The sequence below is a fragment of the Cellulosimicrobium sp. BMG9.23 genome (assembly GCF_059159985.1).
Genome location: NZ_JBZGBZ010000004.1, coordinates 414,384 through 429,614 on the forward strand (window position 1 = coordinate 414,384; position 15,231 = coordinate 429,614).

The 15,231-nt window shown below is 73.4% G+C and carries 12 protein-coding genes; 3 read left to right on the plus strand and 9 right to left on the minus strand.

Going from position 1 to position 15,231, the window contains the following annotated elements; genetic code table 11:
- Window positions 1-34: 34 nt before the first annotated feature.
- Window positions 35-433 (minus strand): YccF domain-containing protein, encoded by a 399-nt coding sequence (locus AC4H2G_RS08530; RefSeq protein ID WP_494365318.1) that lies wholly within the window; start codon window positions 431-433, stop codon window positions 35-37.
- A gap of 88 nt (window positions 434-521) precedes the next feature.
- Here AC4H2G_RS08530 and AC4H2G_RS08535 point away from each other — a divergent pair, with 88 nt between their 5' ends.
- The 3 genes from AC4H2G_RS08535 (at window position 522) to AC4H2G_RS08545 (ending at window position 4,261) form a co-directional block, all read left to right on the plus strand.
- Window positions 522-1,271, plus strand: coding sequence for a YggS family pyridoxal phosphate-dependent enzyme (locus AC4H2G_RS08535; RefSeq protein ID WP_494365319.1), 750 nt, complete (start codon window positions 522-524; stop codon window positions 1,269-1,271).
- 105 nt (window positions 1,272-1,376) lie between these two features.
- Window positions 1,377-3,203, plus strand: coding sequence for a glycoside hydrolase family 15 protein (locus AC4H2G_RS08540; RefSeq protein ID WP_494365320.1), 1,827 nt, complete (start codon window positions 1,377-1,379; stop codon window positions 3,201-3,203).
- Complete coding sequence (locus AC4H2G_RS08545; RefSeq protein WP_494365321.1) at window positions 3,200-4,261, plus strand: glucose 1-dehydrogenase; 1,062 nt, start codon at window positions 3,200-3,202, stop codon at window positions 4,259-4,261. The genes AC4H2G_RS08540 and AC4H2G_RS08545 overlap by 4 nt, the downstream gene beginning before the upstream one ends.
- A gap of 56 nt (window positions 4,262-4,317) precedes the next feature.
- Here AC4H2G_RS08545 and murQ read toward each other — a convergent pair whose 3' ends face one another.
- The 8 genes from murQ to cimA all read right to left on the minus strand — a co-directional run bounded on the left by murQ (window position 4,318) and on the right by cimA (window position 14,938).
- Window positions 4,318-5,268: an N-acetylmuramic acid 6-phosphate etherase gene (murQ, locus tag AC4H2G_RS08550; RefSeq protein ID WP_494365322.1), complete on the minus strand. Its 951-nt coding sequence runs from the start codon at window positions 5,266-5,268 to the stop codon at window positions 4,318-4,320.
- Entirely contained in the window at window positions 5,265-6,548 is a 1,284-nt protein-coding gene (locus AC4H2G_RS08555; protein ID WP_494365323.1) for an anhydro-N-acetylmuramic acid kinase, read from the minus strand. The genes murQ and AC4H2G_RS08555 overlap by 4 nt, the downstream gene beginning before the upstream one ends.
- Window positions 6,545-8,305, minus strand: a complete 1,761-nt coding sequence (locus AC4H2G_RS08560; RefSeq protein WP_494365324.1) for a glycoside hydrolase family 3 N-terminal domain-containing protein — start codon at window positions 8,303-8,305, stop codon at window positions 6,545-6,547. The genes AC4H2G_RS08555 and AC4H2G_RS08560 overlap by 4 nt, the downstream gene beginning before the upstream one ends.
- 8 nt (window positions 8,306-8,313) lie before the next feature.
- Window positions 8,314-9,096, minus strand: a complete 783-nt coding sequence (locus tag AC4H2G_RS08565; RefSeq protein ID WP_494365381.1) for a carbohydrate ABC transporter permease — start codon at window positions 9,094-9,096, stop codon at window positions 8,314-8,316.
- 83 nt (window positions 9,097-9,179) lie between these two features.
- A complete protein-coding gene (locus AC4H2G_RS08570; protein ID WP_494365325.1) occupies window positions 9,180-10,184 on the minus strand; it encodes a carbohydrate ABC transporter permease in 1,005 nt (334 codons plus the stop codon).
- A gap of 108 nt (window positions 10,185-10,292) precedes the next feature.
- Complete coding sequence (locus AC4H2G_RS08575; protein ID WP_494365326.1) at window positions 10,293-11,603, minus strand: sugar ABC transporter substrate-binding protein; 1,311 nt, start codon at window positions 11,601-11,603, stop codon at window positions 10,293-10,295.
- A 285-nt stretch (window positions 11,604-11,888) separates the two neighbouring features.
- On the minus strand, window positions 11,889-12,938 hold the full coding sequence (gene lplAB, locus AC4H2G_RS08580) for a lipoate-protein ligase LplAB (protein ID WP_494365327.1): 1,050 nt from the start codon (window positions 12,936-12,938) through the stop codon (window positions 11,889-11,891).
- A gap of 341 nt (window positions 12,939-13,279) precedes the next feature.
- Window positions 13,280-14,938 (minus strand): citramalate synthase, encoded by a 1,659-nt coding sequence (gene cimA, locus AC4H2G_RS08585; RefSeq protein WP_494365328.1) that lies wholly within the window; start codon window positions 14,936-14,938, stop codon window positions 13,280-13,282.
- Window positions 14,939-15,231: the final 293 nt, after the last annotated feature.

The following is a 15,231-nucleotide window of genomic DNA, read 5'->3' on the forward strand; positions in this document are numbered from 1 at the left end:
TACCTCGCGACCGCGGGTTCTATCTCGCGTGAGATCACCGGCCGTAAGCCGCGAAGGGCGCGTCGGTCGGCACGATGTCCTTGCCGAGCGGCAGCAGTGAGACCGGGATCATCTTGAGGTTCGCGATCCCCAGCGGGATGCCGATGATCGAGACGAACAGCGGGATCGCCGTGAGCACGTGCCCGATCGCGAGCCAGATGCCGGCGACGATCACCCAGATGACGTTGCCGATCGTCGACCACGCCCCGGACGTGGGCTTGTCGACGACCGTGCGGCCGAACGGCCACAGCGCATACCCGGCGATCCGGAACGAGGCGATGCCGAACGGGATCGTGACGATGAGGATGCAGCAGATGATGCCCGCGGCGACGTAGCCCAGGGCGAGCCAGAAGCCGGCGAGCACGAGCCAGATGATGTTGAGCAGGGTCTTCACCCGACCATCCTCGCGCACGACGACGCTGTCGGGGATCCGGGAGACCCCTCGTCCCGACCCTGAGCGGCACCAAACCTAGACTGGCCGCATGCCCGACGCCGTCACCTCCTCGTCTCTCGACCTCGCCGGACGCGTCGCGCAGAACCTGGCCGCGGTGCGGTCCCGGATCGACGCGGCGGCCCGCGCGGCAGGACGCGAGCCGGCGGAGGTCCGGCTGCTCGTCGCGACGAAGACGCAGCCCGCGGAGGCCGTGCGCGCGGTCGTCGAGGCGGGCGTCGACCTCGTCGGCGAGAACCGCGTCCAGGAGCTCGTGGCGAAGGCCCCCGACCTCGCGGACCTCGTCGCGGCCGGGCGCGTGGCGGTGCACATGATCGGCCACCTGCAGCGCAACAAGGTGAACCAGGTGCTGGCCACGGCGACGGGTGTCGAGACTCTCGACTCGCTCGCGCTCGCGGAGGCGCTGTCGTCGCGCTGCGCGCGCGACGGACGCACGCTCGACGTCATGGTCCAGGTCAACGTCTCGGGCGAGTCCTCCAAGTCGGGCGTCGTGCCCGACGACGCCGCGCCCCTCGCGCACGACGTCGCCGCCCTCCCCGGGCTGCGGCTCACGGGCTTCATGACGATCGGCGCGAACTCGCCGGACGAGGCGACCGTGCGCGCCGGGTTCGCGCGGCTGCGCGAGGTGCGGGACGGCGTCGTGCACTCCGGCGTTCCGGGGACCGCGAGCGCCCGGGAGCTGTCCATGGGGATGAGCGGCGACCTGGAGATCGCGATCGGCGAGGGGGCCACCATCGTGCGGGTCGGCACCGCCGTCTTCGGCGCACGCGCGACGGCCTGACCCGCCCGCCGCCCGCGCCGTCGAGGTGCGCCCGTCTCCTGACTCTGCCCATACTCGACGGGAACCCCGCTCCCACCCGACGCCTACGCCGAGGACCACGCCCGCATGGCAGGACGCATCGAGGACTACGGCATCGTCGGCGACCTGGAGACCGCCGCCCTCGTCGGGCGGGACGGCTCGGTCGACTGGCTGTGCCTTCCCCGCTTCGACTCCCCGGCGTGCTTCGCCGCGCTCCTCGGCGGCCCCGAGCACGGGAGGTGGCGGATCGCGCCGGCGTCCGGAGGCCCGTGCACGTCCCGGCGCTACGTCGGTGACACGCTCGTCCTCGAGTCCACGTGGCAGACCCCCGAGGGCACGCTCACGGTCACGGACTTCATGCCGCCGCGCGACCGCGCCCCCGACCTGGTGCGCGTCGTCGAGGCGACGGGCGGCCGGGTTCCGGTCGAGATGGAGCTCCGGCTCCGCTTCGACTACGGGGCCGTCACCCCGTGGATCGTCGCCGGCCCGCCCCTGAGCGTGGTCGCCGGCCCGGACGCGGTGCACCTCCACACGCCGGTCGCCCTCACGCACGGCTCCGGGACGGTGACGGCGCGGTTCGACGCGGTCCCGGGCGCCCCCGTGCCGTTCGTGCTCCAGCACCACCCGTCGCACGAGCCGGCGCCCGAACCCGCGACCGCGCGCGAGGCGCTCGACCGGACGCTGCGGTTCTGGGAGACGTGGAGCGGACGGTCGACGTATCGCGGGCCGTGGCGCGACGCGGTGACCCGGTCCTTGGTGACGCTCAAGTCGCTCACGTACGAGCCGACGGGCGGGGTGCTCGCCGCCGCGACGACGTCGCTGCCCGAGCAGATCGGCGGCGTCCGCAACTGGGACTACCGGTTCTCGTGGCTGCGCGACGCCACGTTCACCCTCCAGGCCATGATCGCGACGGGGTACCTGCGCGAGGCCCGGCGCTGGCGCGAGTGGCTCCTGCGCGCCGCCGCCGGCGACCCCGCCGACCTGCAGATCATGTACGCGATCGACGGCTGGCGACGCCTGACCGAGCACACGATCGACTGGCTGCCGGGGTACGAGGGCTCGACACCCGTACGGGTCGGGAACGGCGCCTACGGCCAGCACCAGCTCGACGTGTGGGGCGAGGTGCTCGACTCCCTCCACCTCGGCCGCACGGCGGGGATCGCGGCGACCGAGGACGGGTGGAGCCTCCAGCGGGCGCTGCTCGACTACCTCGAGGGCCACTGGACCGACCTCGACAACGGCCTGTGGGAGATCCGCGGCGAACCCCGTGCGTTCGTGCACTCGCGCGTCCTCGCGTGGGCCGGCGTCGACCGGGCCGTCCGCGCCGTCACCGAGCACGGCCTCGACGGCCCCGTGGACGAGTGGCGCGCGCTGCGGGACACGATCCGGCAGGACGTCCTCGCTCACGGGTACGACGCCCGCCGGAACACGTTCACCCAGTTCTACGGTTCACGCGGCCTGGACGCCGCCCTGCTGCTCCTGCCCCGGGTCGGCTTCCTCGCCTGGGACGACCCGCGCGTCGTCGGCACCGTCGAGGCGGTCCGCCGCGAGCTCGACGCCGACGGACTGCTCCTGCGCTACGACCCGTCCGCCGACGGCGGGGTCGACGGCCTCCCGGGCGACGAGGGGGCGTTCCTCATCTGCACGTTCTGGCTGGTCGAGGCGCTCGCGGGCATCGGCCGCCGCGGCGAGGCCGAGGCCCTGTTCGAGCGGCTCCTGTCGCTGCGCAACGACCTCGGTCTCCTCGCCGAGGAGTACGACACGCGCGCCGGGCGGCAGCTCGGCAACATCCCGCAGGCGTTCAGCCACGTCGGCCTGGTGAACGCGGCGCTGACGCTCGGGTCCGCGAACCTGCCCGGGGCGGGCGGCACGACGGCGCGCGGGGACGAGGCAGAGAGTGGGAGGACCCCGTGAGAGCACTGACCCTGGTCCCCGGCGAGCCCGGCTCGCTCGCTGTGCGGGACCTCCCCGACCCCGAGCCGGGACCGGACGACCTGCTCGTCGAGGGCGTCGTCGTCGGGATCTGCGGGACCGACCGCGAGATCGCCGCCGGCGAGCACGGCAGCGCGCCCGAGGGCGAGGAGCGTCTCGTCCTGGGCCACGAGTCGCTCGGACGCGTCCTCACCGCTCCCGACGGCAGCGGGTTCGCGCCGGGCGACCTCGTGGTGGGCGTGGTCCGCCGACCGGATCCCGTGCCGTGCGGCGCGTGCGCGCGGGGTCACTTCGACATGTGCCGCAACGGCCTCTACACCGAGCGGGGCATCGCCGGCCGGCACGGCTACGCGAGCGAGCGCTGGACCGTCGAGGCGGACTACGCCGTGCAGGTCGACCCCGGGCTCGGCGACCTGGGCGTCCTCGTGGAGCCGACGAGCGTCGTCGCGAAGGCCTGGGCGCAGGTCGACGCCGTGGGCGGGAGGTCGTGGTTCGAGCCCGAGCGCGTCCTCGTCACCGGGGCCGGACCTATCGGGCTGCTCGCGGCGCTGGTCGGCGTGCAGCGCGGCCTGGACGTGCACGTGCTCGACCGGGTCGAGGACGGCCCCAAGCCCGAGCTCGTGCGCCGTCTCGGCGCGACGTACCACGCGCGGCCGGCGCGCGACGTCATGGACGACGTCGAGCCGGAGGTCGTGGTCGAGGCGACCGGGGCGCGCGAGGTCGTGCTCGACGCGATGTCCCGGACCGCCCACTACGGCGTCACGTGCCTGACCGGGGTGTCGGCGGCCGGTCGCCGCGTGCAGGTCGACGCGGGGGCGCTCAACCGCGACCTGGTCCTCGAGAACGACGCGATCGTCGGCTCGGTGAACGCGAACGTGGGGCACTACCGGGACGCGGCGGCGATCCTCGCCGCGGCGGACCCGCGCTGGCTCGCCGACCTCGTCACCCGACGCCTCCCCCTCGACGACGTGCACGACGCGCTGGACGCGCACCCGGACGACGTCAAGGTCGTGCTCGACCTCGCGAGCACGCCGACCTGATCGGCCCAGCCCGGCCCGGCCGAGCGACACCCGTCGCGTACCCGCCCGACCGCCCGTCAGAGCGGCGGGAGCGCGCCGAGCCGGGCGAGAGCGCCCCGCACGCCCGCGACCCCGTCGCCGCGCAGCGCAGCCCGTGCCGCCTCGACGTCCGCACCGGCGAGGAGCATGACGAGCGCGACGTGCACCTCGCCGTCCGCGGCGTGCAGCACGTCCTCGCACGCCTCGGGCTCGAGCCCCGTGGCCTGGACGAGCATGCGCACGATGCGCGCGCGCAGCTTCTGGTTCGTCGGCCGCACGTCGATCATGAGGTTCGAGTACGTCTTGCCGAGCCGGATCATCGTCGCGGTCGAAAAGGTGTTGAGCACCAGCTTCTGGGCGGTCGCGGCCTTCATGCGCGTCGAGCCCGTGACGACCTCCGGCCCGGTGTCGACGAGGATCGCGACGTCCACGTCGTGCGCGAGCGTCGCGTGCGGGTTGGCCGAGACGAGCACGGTCCGGGCGCCGCGCTCCCGGGCGACGTCCAGCGCACCCCGCACGTACGGCGTGCGACCGCTCGCGGCGAGCCCGACGACGACGTCGTGCGGGCCGACCGCGTCGACGTCGCGTCGACCGAGCTCGACGTCGTCCTCGGCGCCCTCCACCGCGAGCATCATGGCCCCGACGCCGCCCGCGAGGTGCGCGACGAACCACTCTTCCCCCACGCCGTAGGTCGGCAGCAGCTCGACCGCGTCGAGCACGCCGAGCCGCCCCGACGTGCCCGAGCCGACGTAGTGCACCCGTCCCCCGGCACCCAGCGCCCCGACCGCGAGGTCGACCGCCTCGGCGATCCGGTCGCGCTGCGCGCGCACCGCGTCCGCGACCGTCGCGTCCTCGTCGGTGATGCGGCGCACGACGTCCGCCGTCGGCAGCAGGTCGACGTCCGTGGTGCGCGGGTTGCGCTCCTCGGTCGGCGACGCGAGGCGCAGCAGGTCGTGCCAGTCCTCGGTGGTCGTCGTGGGGTCGGTCATCGGGTGCTTCCCTTCGTCGGTCCCGGCGTCGGGCCCGGATCCCGCGGGACGAGTCCCCGCGGCGAGTTGGCGAGGACCATCCGCCGCACGGGCGTCGTCGCGGCGGGCCACGGCAGCGGCCCGGCGGGCGTGAGCGACCCGAGCACGACGGCGCGTCGTGCCCCGGTGGCCCGACGCCGGTGCTCGCCCTGGGCAGTGCCCGGCAGGCCGTGCGCGGACAGGAAGCCGAGGAGGGCGAACAGGTAGGCCTCCTTGGCGTCGACCGGCAGCCCGAGCTCGTCCGACGTCACGACGGCGTACCCGGCGGCGACGCGCCGGTCGAGCGCGGCCCGCAGCCGGTCGACCAGCACGGGGTTGTGCGCGCCGCCGCCCGAGACGACGACGCGGCGCACGTCGTGCCCGGCGAGCGCGTCGGCCACGCTGACGGCCGTCAGCTCGGTGAGCGTCGCGACGAGGTCGGGTCCCGTGAGGTCGGGCCGGACCGTGGCGAGGCGCCGCTGGACGTACGTGGCGTCGAACAGCTCTCGACCCGTGGACTTCGGCGCGGGGGCGGAGAAGTACGGGTCGTCGAGCAGGGCCGCGAGCGCGACGTCGTCGACCGACCCCTGCGCGGCGAGCGCGCCGTCGCGGTCGTACGCGAGCCGCCCGTCCGTGAGCTCGGCGACGGCGACGTCGAGGAGGCAGTTCCCCGGTCCGGTGTCCCAACCGGTGACGGGGTCGTCGACGCGCCCGACGAGCGTGACGTTCGCGATGCCGCCGACGTTGAGCGCGGCGGTCAGCCCCGACCCCTCGTCGGCCGCGTCCCGGCCCAGCCACAGCGCGTCGAGCACGCTGACGAGCGGGACGCCGTGGCCGCCGGCCGCGACGTCCGCGACGCGGAAGTCGCTGATCACCGGGCGCTTGACGTGCTCGGCGATCCACGCGGCGCTGCCGAGCTGGAGCGTCCCGCGCGTCCGCGCCCCGACCACCCAGTGGTAGATCGTCTGCCCGTGCGACGCGACGAGGTCGGCGTCCCCTCCCGCGACGTCGTCGATCGCCCGGCGCCCGGCGCGCCCGAGCTCCTTGCCGATGAGCGTGTCGAGCTGAGCGACCTCCGCGACGTCGACCGCCGCGGGCGGGAGCGCCTTGAGGATGCGCTCGCGCAGCGCGGCCGGCCACGCGTACTCCGTGTGGCCGAGGGGCCGCACGCGCAGGACGCCGTCAGGGCCGAGCGAGAAGTCGGCGGCGGCGGCGTCGATGGCGTCGACCGACGTGCCGGAGGACAGGCCGAGGACGATCACCGGGGCACCTCCGCGTCGGGGCGGGCGAGGACGCCGGGTGCCGCAGGGCCCGCGAGGAGCCCGACGGCGGCGCGCGCGTTCGCGCGTCCGGTCCCGCACGCGACGACCACCGCGGCGGGCACGGTGCCGCCCTCCCCGGGGCGGCCGAACCACTGCTCGACGGCGCCCGGGAACCCTGTGTGCACGACGACCAGCTCCGGCCGCGCCGCGAGCAGCGCGTCGAGACGCGCGCGCTCGCCCGAGCCCGGCACGGGCTCGCGGGTGAGGACGACGAGCGGACGGTCGGAGGCGGTGACGTCGGCGAGGACGTGCGACCACGCGTCGTCGTCCGTGGGCCGCAGGTGCCGCACGACACCCGGGGCGAACGCCTCGTCCAGCGCGCGCTGCACGTGCTGCGCGGTGCGTCCCGCGGCGTGGTCGTACCGCAGGCGCAGGTCGACGACGTCGGGCACTCCAGTCACCGGGAGCGGCGGCGGTCCGCTCGGGGCCGGCCCGGCCGCGAGCCCTCCGGGCCGCGCCGTCGCGACGGCGCCGTCACGCACGGCGAGGACATGGACGGCGCGCGCGGCGGCGTCCGCCCCCACGGTCTCGAGGTCCGCGAGCGCCGCGACGGCCGCCGCGGGCGAGCAGACCACGCCGGACGCCGCCTGGCGCGTGCGGATCGCGACGCGGGCCCGGGCGGTGCGGGCCGCGGAGGTCCGCAGCCGGTCGAGCGGCACGCGGCCCGAGGCGACCGCGCCGACGAGCGCGTCCTGCGCCTGCCGGAACAGCGTCTCGTCGTCACGGCCCACCGTGGTCCCGAGGCAGAGCAGGTCGGCGCCGCCCTCGATCGCGCGGACGGCGACCTCGCCGACGTCGTGCGGTCCGCCGTCGGGGGTCTCGTCGGCTCGGCCGACAGCAGCATCGGTGCCGGTGCCGGAGGTGGCGCCCGCACGGCCCGCGTACGCCGCGAGCGCGCCCATGTCGAGCGCGTCGGTGACGATCGGGCCGTCGAAGCCCAGCGAGCGGGCAAGGTCCGCGACGGCGGGCTCGAGCGTCCCGGGCAGCGCCCCGAGGGCCGGGACCACGAGGTGCGCGGTCATCGCCGCGTCGAGCCGCTCCTCGGGCGCGACGGCCGCCCCGACGGTCGCGGCGAACGGCGGCAGGTCGCGGGCGTGGAGCTCGTCGAGGCTCGCGTCGACGACCGGCAGCGACAGGTGGGAGTCGACGTTCGTCGCGCCGTGCCCCGGGAAGTGCTTGCCGCACGCGCCCACGCCGCCCGCGTGCAGGCCGCGGACGAACGCGGCGCCGTGCCGCGCGACGAGCGCCGGGTCGGCGCCGAACGACCGCACGCCGATGACGGGGTTGTCGGGGTCGGAGTTCACGTCGAGGTCGGGCGCGAGGTCCAGGTCGATGCCGGTCGCGGTGAGCAGGCGCCCGAGCGCACGCCCGACCGTCTCGGTGAGCGCGACGTCGTCCACCACGCCGAGCGCGGCGTTGCCGGGGATGCCCGACCCCGTCGCGGCCTCGAGCCGCGACACGTCGCCGCCCTCCTCGTCGACGGCGATCAGCAGGTCCGGCGCGATCTCGCGCAGGCGCGCCGAGAGCCTGGCGGTCGTCGCGACGTCGGGCGTGTTGTGGCCGAAGTACAGGACGCCCGCGAGCCCGTGCAGGGCGGCGTCGACGAGCCACGACGGAGGTTCCTCGGTGCCGGTGAAGCCCGGCAGGAGGACGCCGTTGACGGCGTGGACGATCTCGTCCGCGGTCTGGTCGGCCATCCGGTGGCTCATCCCTTCACCGACCCGGCGGTGAGGCCCGACGAGAGGTTGCGCTGGACGGCCACGAAGAAGATCAGCACGGGCAGGGTGATGATCGTCGACGCGGCCATGACCGCGCCCCAGTCGGTGGTGTTCTCGCCGAAGAACTTCTGCAGGCCGATCGGCACCGTGTACTTGCTCGACTGCTGCAGGAACGTCAGCGCGAAAATGAACTCGTTCCACGCCGTGATGAAGGAGAAGACGCTCGTCGCGACGACACCCGGGGCGACGAGCGGCACGAGGATCCGCCAGAACATCCGGCCCCACGACGCGCCGTCCAGGTAGGCGGCCTCCTCGAGCTCGACCGGCACGGCCGCGACGAACCCGCGCAGCGTCCAGATCGCGAACGGCAGGGCGAACGCGAGGTAGACGACCGTCAGCCCGAGCAGCGAGTTGAGCATGTTGAGCGTGCGCATCTGCAGGAAGAGCGGGATGACGAGCGCCTCGAGGGGCACCATCTGCACCATGAGGATGAGCACGAGCATCGACCGGCGGAACCGGAAGCGGAAGCGGCTGACCGCGACGGCCGCGAGCAGCGCGATGATCGACGACGCGAGCACCGTGCCGACCGCGACGATCACCGAGTTGCGCAGGTACTGACCGAAGCCGCCGTCGTCGATCACCGTGAGGAAGTTGTCCCACGTGACGCCGGCCGGCAGCAGCCGGGCGCCGCGCGTCGCGGCCTCCGGGTCGATCGCCGAGGAGAACATCCAGTACGCGGGGAAGAGCGAGAAGAGCAGCAGCGCGACCATGCCGGCCGTCTTCGCGCCGGCCGCGCCGGGGCGGCGGCGGTGCGCGCGCAGCACCTGCGCCTCGCGGTCGAGGGTCGGGGCGCTCACAGCTCCTCCTCCTTGAACAGGGTGCGCATGTACACGAGCGTGATGCCGAGCAGGATGAAGGTGAGGAGCACGGCGATCGCCGCGCCCATGCCGTACTTGCCCTGCGCGAACGACTCGATGTACGACCACACGCCGAGGTTGAACACGTCCTTGTTGCCGCCGTTGCCGCCGGGCATCAGATAGATCTGCGTGAAGACCTTGAAGTCCCAGATCGTCGACAGGATCGTCACGACGGCGAACACCGGGCGCAGGATCGGCGCGGTGATGGACCAGAACCGGCGCCACGCCGACGCGCCGTCGACCTTGGCGGCCTCGTGCAGCTCGTGCGGGATGGTCATGAGGCCCGCGAGCACCGTGATGGCGACGAACGGGAATCCGTGGTGCACGACGTTGAGCGTCGCGATCGCGTAGAACGACAGCCGCTCGGTGAACCAGTTGACGGTCCCGGGCTCGATCGCGCCGACGCCCTCGAGGACGGACGCGACGAGGCCGTTGAGCGGGTCGAAGATCCAGACCCACACGTACGTGCCGGTGATGGCGGGCACTGCCCAGGCGACCATGATCGCCGTCGCGCCGACGCCCCTCCACACCGGTCCGAGCGTGTTGAGGAACAGCGCGACCGCCGTGCCGAGCACCACCGTGAGCACGACGCACGCGAGCGCGAAGAGCACGGTGTTCGGCAGGACGACGGTCCACAGGTAGCTGTCGCCGAGGATGTCGGCGTAGTTCTGCAGGCCGATCCAGTTCGACTCGCCGCTCGCGATCTGCCGCAGCCCGTAGTCCTGGAGGGACAGGAGGACGACGCGCACGAGCGGCCACAGGAGCAGCACGCCGAGCACGACGAGCGCCGGGCCGAGCAGCAGCCAGGGCCGCAGGGCGGACCGGTGCCCCAGTCCGGGTCTGCGCCGCGGGGGGCGGGTCGGGGTGGTGGCCGACGGCGCGGGGGCGCCCGGTCCTGCCGGGTCCACCGAGGCGCCGGGAGCGGCTCTCTGGTCTGCCATGGTCGTCCTTGCGTGTCGTCCGGGCGCGCGGCCGTGCGGGAGAGGTTCGGGCGAGGCGACGGGCGCCGGGTCGCGGGATCACCGCGGCCCGGCGCCGGTCGCGTCCGGTCAGGAACCGAACGTCTCGTCCATGTCGGCGGCGGCGGTGTCGGCCGCCTCCTGGACGCTCGCGCTGCCCGAGAGGATCGACTGCAGCATCGTCTCGAGCGTCTTCTTGCCCTGGATCTGGCCGTACAGCGGCGTCACCGGCACGGACCGGCCGGCCTCGACCATCTGCTCGGCGAACGGCGCGACCAGCGGGTCGTCCTCCTCGATGACCTTCTCGAGGAGCGACGTCTGGCCCGGGAAGTAGCCGGACTGCTGGCCCCACTCCTCCGCGAGCTCGCCCGTCGTCATCATCTCGACGAACTCCCAGGCGAGGTCCTGCTTGTCGCTCTCGGCGAAGACACCGAGGTGCGAGCCGCCGAGGAACGAGTCCGACGTACCCTCGGTCTGGCCCGGGATCGGGAAGGCGCCGATCTTGCCCTCCATGTCGGGGACGTCGGCGAAGATCTTCCCCGGCGTCCACGAGCCGGAGATCATCATGCCGACCTGGCCCTGCTCGAACGCCGCGAGGAGGTCGGTCTCCTTCCACGTCGTGGCCGCGGCGGTCGAGAAGCCGTGCTCGGTCGCGAGGCCGGTGTAGAACTCGAGCCCTTCGACCGACTCGGGAGAGTTGATCTCCGACGTCCAGGTGTCGCCGTCCTGCGTCGCGAGGTCACCGCCCGCGCCCCAGATGAACGGCATGGCGCCGTACTGGCTGTCACCCGCGACAGGGAACGGGATGATCTCGGGGTCGGCGGCCTTGAGCGCGTCGGCCGCCTCGGCGAGCTCGTCCCACGAGGTCGGGGGCTCGATGCCTGCGGCCTCGAACAGGTCCGTGCGGTAGACGATCGACCGGACGCCGGCGTACCAGGGCATGCCGTAGATGCCGCCGTCGAGCGTCGCCGACTCGACCAGGCCGGGCACGAGGTCCTCCTCCAGCCCAGCCTCGGAGATCTTGTCGGTGAGGTCCGAGAGCGCGCCCACCTCGGCGAACTCGCCGGTCCACGTGGTGCCGACCTCCGCGACGTCGGGCGTGGTGCCGCCCGCGATGGAGGTCGTGAACTTGTCGTGGGCGCTCGCCCACGGCTGGAACTCGATCTGGAGGTCGGCGCCCGTCTCTTCCTTGAAAGCGGTCGTCACCTCGTCGAAGAACGCGTCGGCGTCGGGGTTGGTGCCCTCCATGATCCAGACGGTGAGGGTCTCGCCCGTGTAGTCGCCGGAACCGGATTCCGCGGAGCTGTCCGCGTCACCGCCGCCGTCCGACCCGCCGCACGCGGACAGCCCGAGTGCGAGGAGGAGGGTGCCCGTGACGGCCACCGTGCTGCGTCGCTGCATGCCGTGACACTTCCTTTCTGGTCGGCCGCTGGGGGGACGGCCGGGTCGTGTGCCCTGATGCGCCTCGCGCTGCCGAGACGGCCGGCGCGGTGTGAAACTTACTTCCATCAATGGGCGTATGCGTGGAGATTACTGCCAGAGCGCCGCGAACGGAAGCCCGGCGCACGGATGTTGCAGGATCTTGACCATCGCCGGCTCGCCGAGGCACCCCGCCACCGGCGAGGTAGTACCGCAGCTCCGCGAGGTAGTACCGCAGTTCTGGGCGCGGGCCGCGCTCCACCCGCGTCAGGGGACGCGCGAGGTCCACTCCGGCGTCGAGAACTTCGACCGCGCGAGCTCCTCGGCCTGTACGCGCTCCTCGGGCGTGACCTTGCCGTCGACCGTGCGGTAGCGCGCGCGGAAGTGCGCCTTGAACGCCTCGATGACGTCCTCGCGCGCCATGCCCGTCTGCGAGCGCACGGGGTCGACGCGCTTGTTCGCGCTCGTCGTGCCCTTGTCGGAGAGCTTCTCGCGGCCGATGCGGAGCACCTCGGTCATCTTGTCGGCGTCGATGTCGTACGCCATCGTCACGTGGTGGAGCACCGCTCCCCCGCGCAGGCGCTTCTGCGCCGCCCCGGCGATCTTGCCCGCGGGAGACGCGATGTCGTTGAGCGGCTTGTACGTCGCCTCCACGCCGACCTCGGCGAGCGCCCCGAGCACCCAGTCGTCGAGGAACGCGTACGACCGCTCGAAGCTCAGCCCTTCGACGAGCGACGCCGGGACGTAGAGCGAGTACGTGATCGTGTTCCCGGGCTCGACGAACATCGCCCCGCCGCCCGAGATCCGGCGCACCACCGTGACGCCGTGCCGCTCGGCACCCTCGGCGTCGACCTCGTTGCGCAGCGACTGGAAGGATCCGATGATCACGGCGGGCGACGCCCACTCCCAGATGCGTAGCGTCGGGCCGCGCCGGCCGGCGTCGAGCTCCTCGGTGAGCACCTGGTCGAGCGCGAGGTGCATCGCCGGGCTCTCGGGTCCCTCGTGGATCACCTCGAACTCGTGGTCGTGCCATCCCGTCGCATGACCGAGCGCGCGCCGCACCGCGATCGCGACGGCCTCGGGCGAGAACCCGATCATCGTCACACCGTCGCCGATCACGCTCTGCACCGCGTTCGCGAGCTGCGCCACGGTCGCCGACTCCGGCATCCCGGTCAGGGCACCGTCGATGTCCTCGAGCGCGTCGTCGGGCTCGAGGAAGAAGTCGCCGCTCACCGCGACGCGCGCGAGCCGCCCCTCCTCCACCTCGACGTCGACCGCCACGAGCTTGCCACCGGGAACCTTGTACTCACCACGCACCCGCCCAGCCTAAGCCCGGCACGACAGACCCAGCCGCCCGACGTCGGGCCCGACCGCGGTGCTACCGCGCGCAACCACGGCTCTTCCTCGCGCACCACGGCTCTACCTCGCGGAGACGGAGAGGCGACGGACAAGCGGGCGGGCCGGAGCGGGCGGGCCGGAGCGGGCGGGGTCGCGGGTCGTGGCGGGTCTGGCGGGAGGCCGCGAGGAACGAGCGGCCGGATGGTAGACCCGCGACCCCGCCCGCGAAGGTCCGCCCGCGGAGGCCCGCCCGCGGACTCGCCCACACGAACCCACCCCCGCGAAGAGCCCGCCTGCGGGCCCGCTCTCCGCGCCAAGACTCAGCGGGGCTCGACCCCCGCGTGCACGAGCCCGAAGATCGCCGAGTCCGTCAACGCCTCCCACGCGGCCTCGATGAGGTTCGGGCCGACCCCGACGGTCGACCACGACGTCGAGCCGTCGGTGGTCTCGATGAGCACGCGCGTGATCGCGTCGGTTCCCTGCTCGGTGTCGAGGATGCGGACCTTGAAGTCGATGAGCTCGAACTCCTCGATCTCGGGGTAGACGCGGGTGAGCGCGAGCCGCAGCGCGTGGTCGAGCGCGTTGACCGGCCCGTTGCCCTCGCCGGTGGTGACGATGCGCTCGCCGCCGGCGTGCAGCTTGACGGTCGCCTCGGCAGTCGCCTCCGTCCCGCGCGAGCCGGCCCGCTCGATGATCGTGCGCCAGCTCTCGACCCGGAAGTATCCCGGCCGCTCGCCCGTCATCTCCTCGCGCAGCAGGAGCTCGAAGGACGCGTCGGCGGCCTCGTAGGTGTAGCCGTTCGCCTCGTCGTCCTTGACGCGGTGGGTGACGCGCGTGAGGAGCTCGCCCTGGCCGGAGAGGTCGAACCCGAGCTCGCGACCCTTGAGCTCGATGGACGCACGGCCGGCCATGTCGGAGACGAGCATGCGGATGTCGTTGCCTACGGCGGTCGGGTCGATGTGCTGGTAGAGGTCCGGGTCGACCTTGATGGCGCTCGCGTGGAGCCCCGCCTTGTGGGCGAACGCGCTCGCTCCGACGTACGGCTGGCGCGCGTAGGGCGAGATGTTGGTGATCTCCGAGACGGCGTGCGCGATGTGGGTCGCTTCGTCGAGCCCGCCGCCCGCGAGCGTGCGCAGACCGTACTTGAGCTCGAGGTTCGCGACGACCGTGAGGAGGTCGACGTTGCCCGTGCGCTCGCCGTAGCCGTTCACCGTGCCCTGGACGTGCGCCGCGCCGGCCTCTACGGCGGCGAGCGTGTTCCCGACGGCGCAGCCCGAGTCGTTGTGCGCGTGCATCCCCAGCAGCCGGTCGCCCGGGAGCGCGTCCCGACCGTGGACGAGCCCGACGGCGTCGCGCAGCTCCGTGACGATCTCGCCGACCCAGGTGGGCAGCATGCCGCCGTTGGTGTCGCACAGCGCGACGACCTCGGCGCCGGCGTCGAACGCCGCGTGGACGGCGGCGCGCGTGTACGCCGGGTCGTGCCGGTAGCCGTCGAAGAAGTGCTCGGCGTCGACGACGACGCGCCGCCCCTCCCCCACGAGGAACGAGACCGTGTCGGTGATCATCGCGAGGCCCTCGTCGGGCGTCGTGCGCAGGGCGCGCTCGACGTGCCGGACGTCGGACTTGGCGACGAGCGTGACGACCGGCGCCTCGGAGTCGAGCAGGGCTCGGACCTGCGGGTCGTCCCACGCGCGAAGGCCCGCCTTGCGCGTCGCGCCGAAGGCGGCCAGCACCGCGTTGCGCAGGTGCAGCTCCTTGGCGGCGCGGCGGAAGAACTCGGTGTCCTTCGGCACGGCACCGGGCCAGCCGCCCTCGACGAACCCGACGCCCAGCTCGTCGAGCAGCGGCGCGATGGCCAGCTTGTCCGCGACGGAGAGGTTCATGCCCTCCTGCTGCGCGCCGTCGCGCAGGGTCGTGTCGTAGACGTGGAAGACCCGGGGGCTGCGAGGGTCGGTCCCGGGGGTCGTCACCGAGGTCATGGTGCTTCTTCCTGCCGTTCGTCGGGTGGGGCTCCCGCTCCCAGGAGGCCGGGTCGAGCCCTCGTGAGGCGACGGGCCCGGCGTCCGCGTCGCCGGGCGTGGGTGGTGCCCGGCAACAAAAAGACCCCCCGAGGGTGCGGGAGGTCTGCGCGTCCGGTGAGTGCTACCGGACGCGCTACTCGATAATGAGCTGGGAGACGAGGTGTGTCACAGGGCACATCGTGCCACAGTCCGACAGGATGGACGAGAGCGTCCACCCACTGGGCAGGAGCGTGCAGCTCGTGCGCGGCTCG

Excerpts from the sequence above, each read along its gene's own strand:
- AC4H2G_RS08535 (WP_494365319.1), top strand. The coding sequence starts at position 522 with ATGCCCGACGCCGTCACCTCCTCGTCTCTCGACCTCGCCGGACGCGTC.
- AC4H2G_RS08540 (WP_494365320.1), top strand. The coding sequence starts at position 1,377 with ATGGCAGGACGCATCGAGGACTACGGCATCGTCGGCGACCTGGAGACC.
- murQ (WP_494365322.1), bottom strand. The coding sequence starts at position 5,268 with ATGACCGACCCCACGACGACCACCGAGGACTGGCACGACCTGCTGCGC.
- AC4H2G_RS08560 (WP_494365324.1), bottom strand. The coding sequence starts at position 8,305 with ATGGCCGACCAGACCGCGGACGAGATCGTCCACGCCGTCAACGGCGTC.
- AC4H2G_RS08565 (WP_494365381.1), bottom strand. The coding sequence starts at position 9,096 with ATGGTCGCGCTGCTGCTCTTCTCGCTCTTCCCCGCGTACTGGATGTTC.
- AC4H2G_RS08570 (WP_494365325.1), bottom strand. The coding sequence starts at position 10,184 with ATGGCAGACCAGAGAGCCGCTCCCGGCGCCTCGGTGGACCCGGCAGGA.
- AC4H2G_RS08575 (WP_494365326.1), bottom strand. The coding sequence starts at position 11,603 with ATGCAGCGACGCAGCACGGTGGCCGTCACGGGCACCCTCCTCCTCGCA.
- cimA (WP_494365328.1), bottom strand. The coding sequence starts at position 14,938 with ATGACCTCGGTGACGACCCCCGGGACCGACCCTCGCAGCCCCCGGGTC.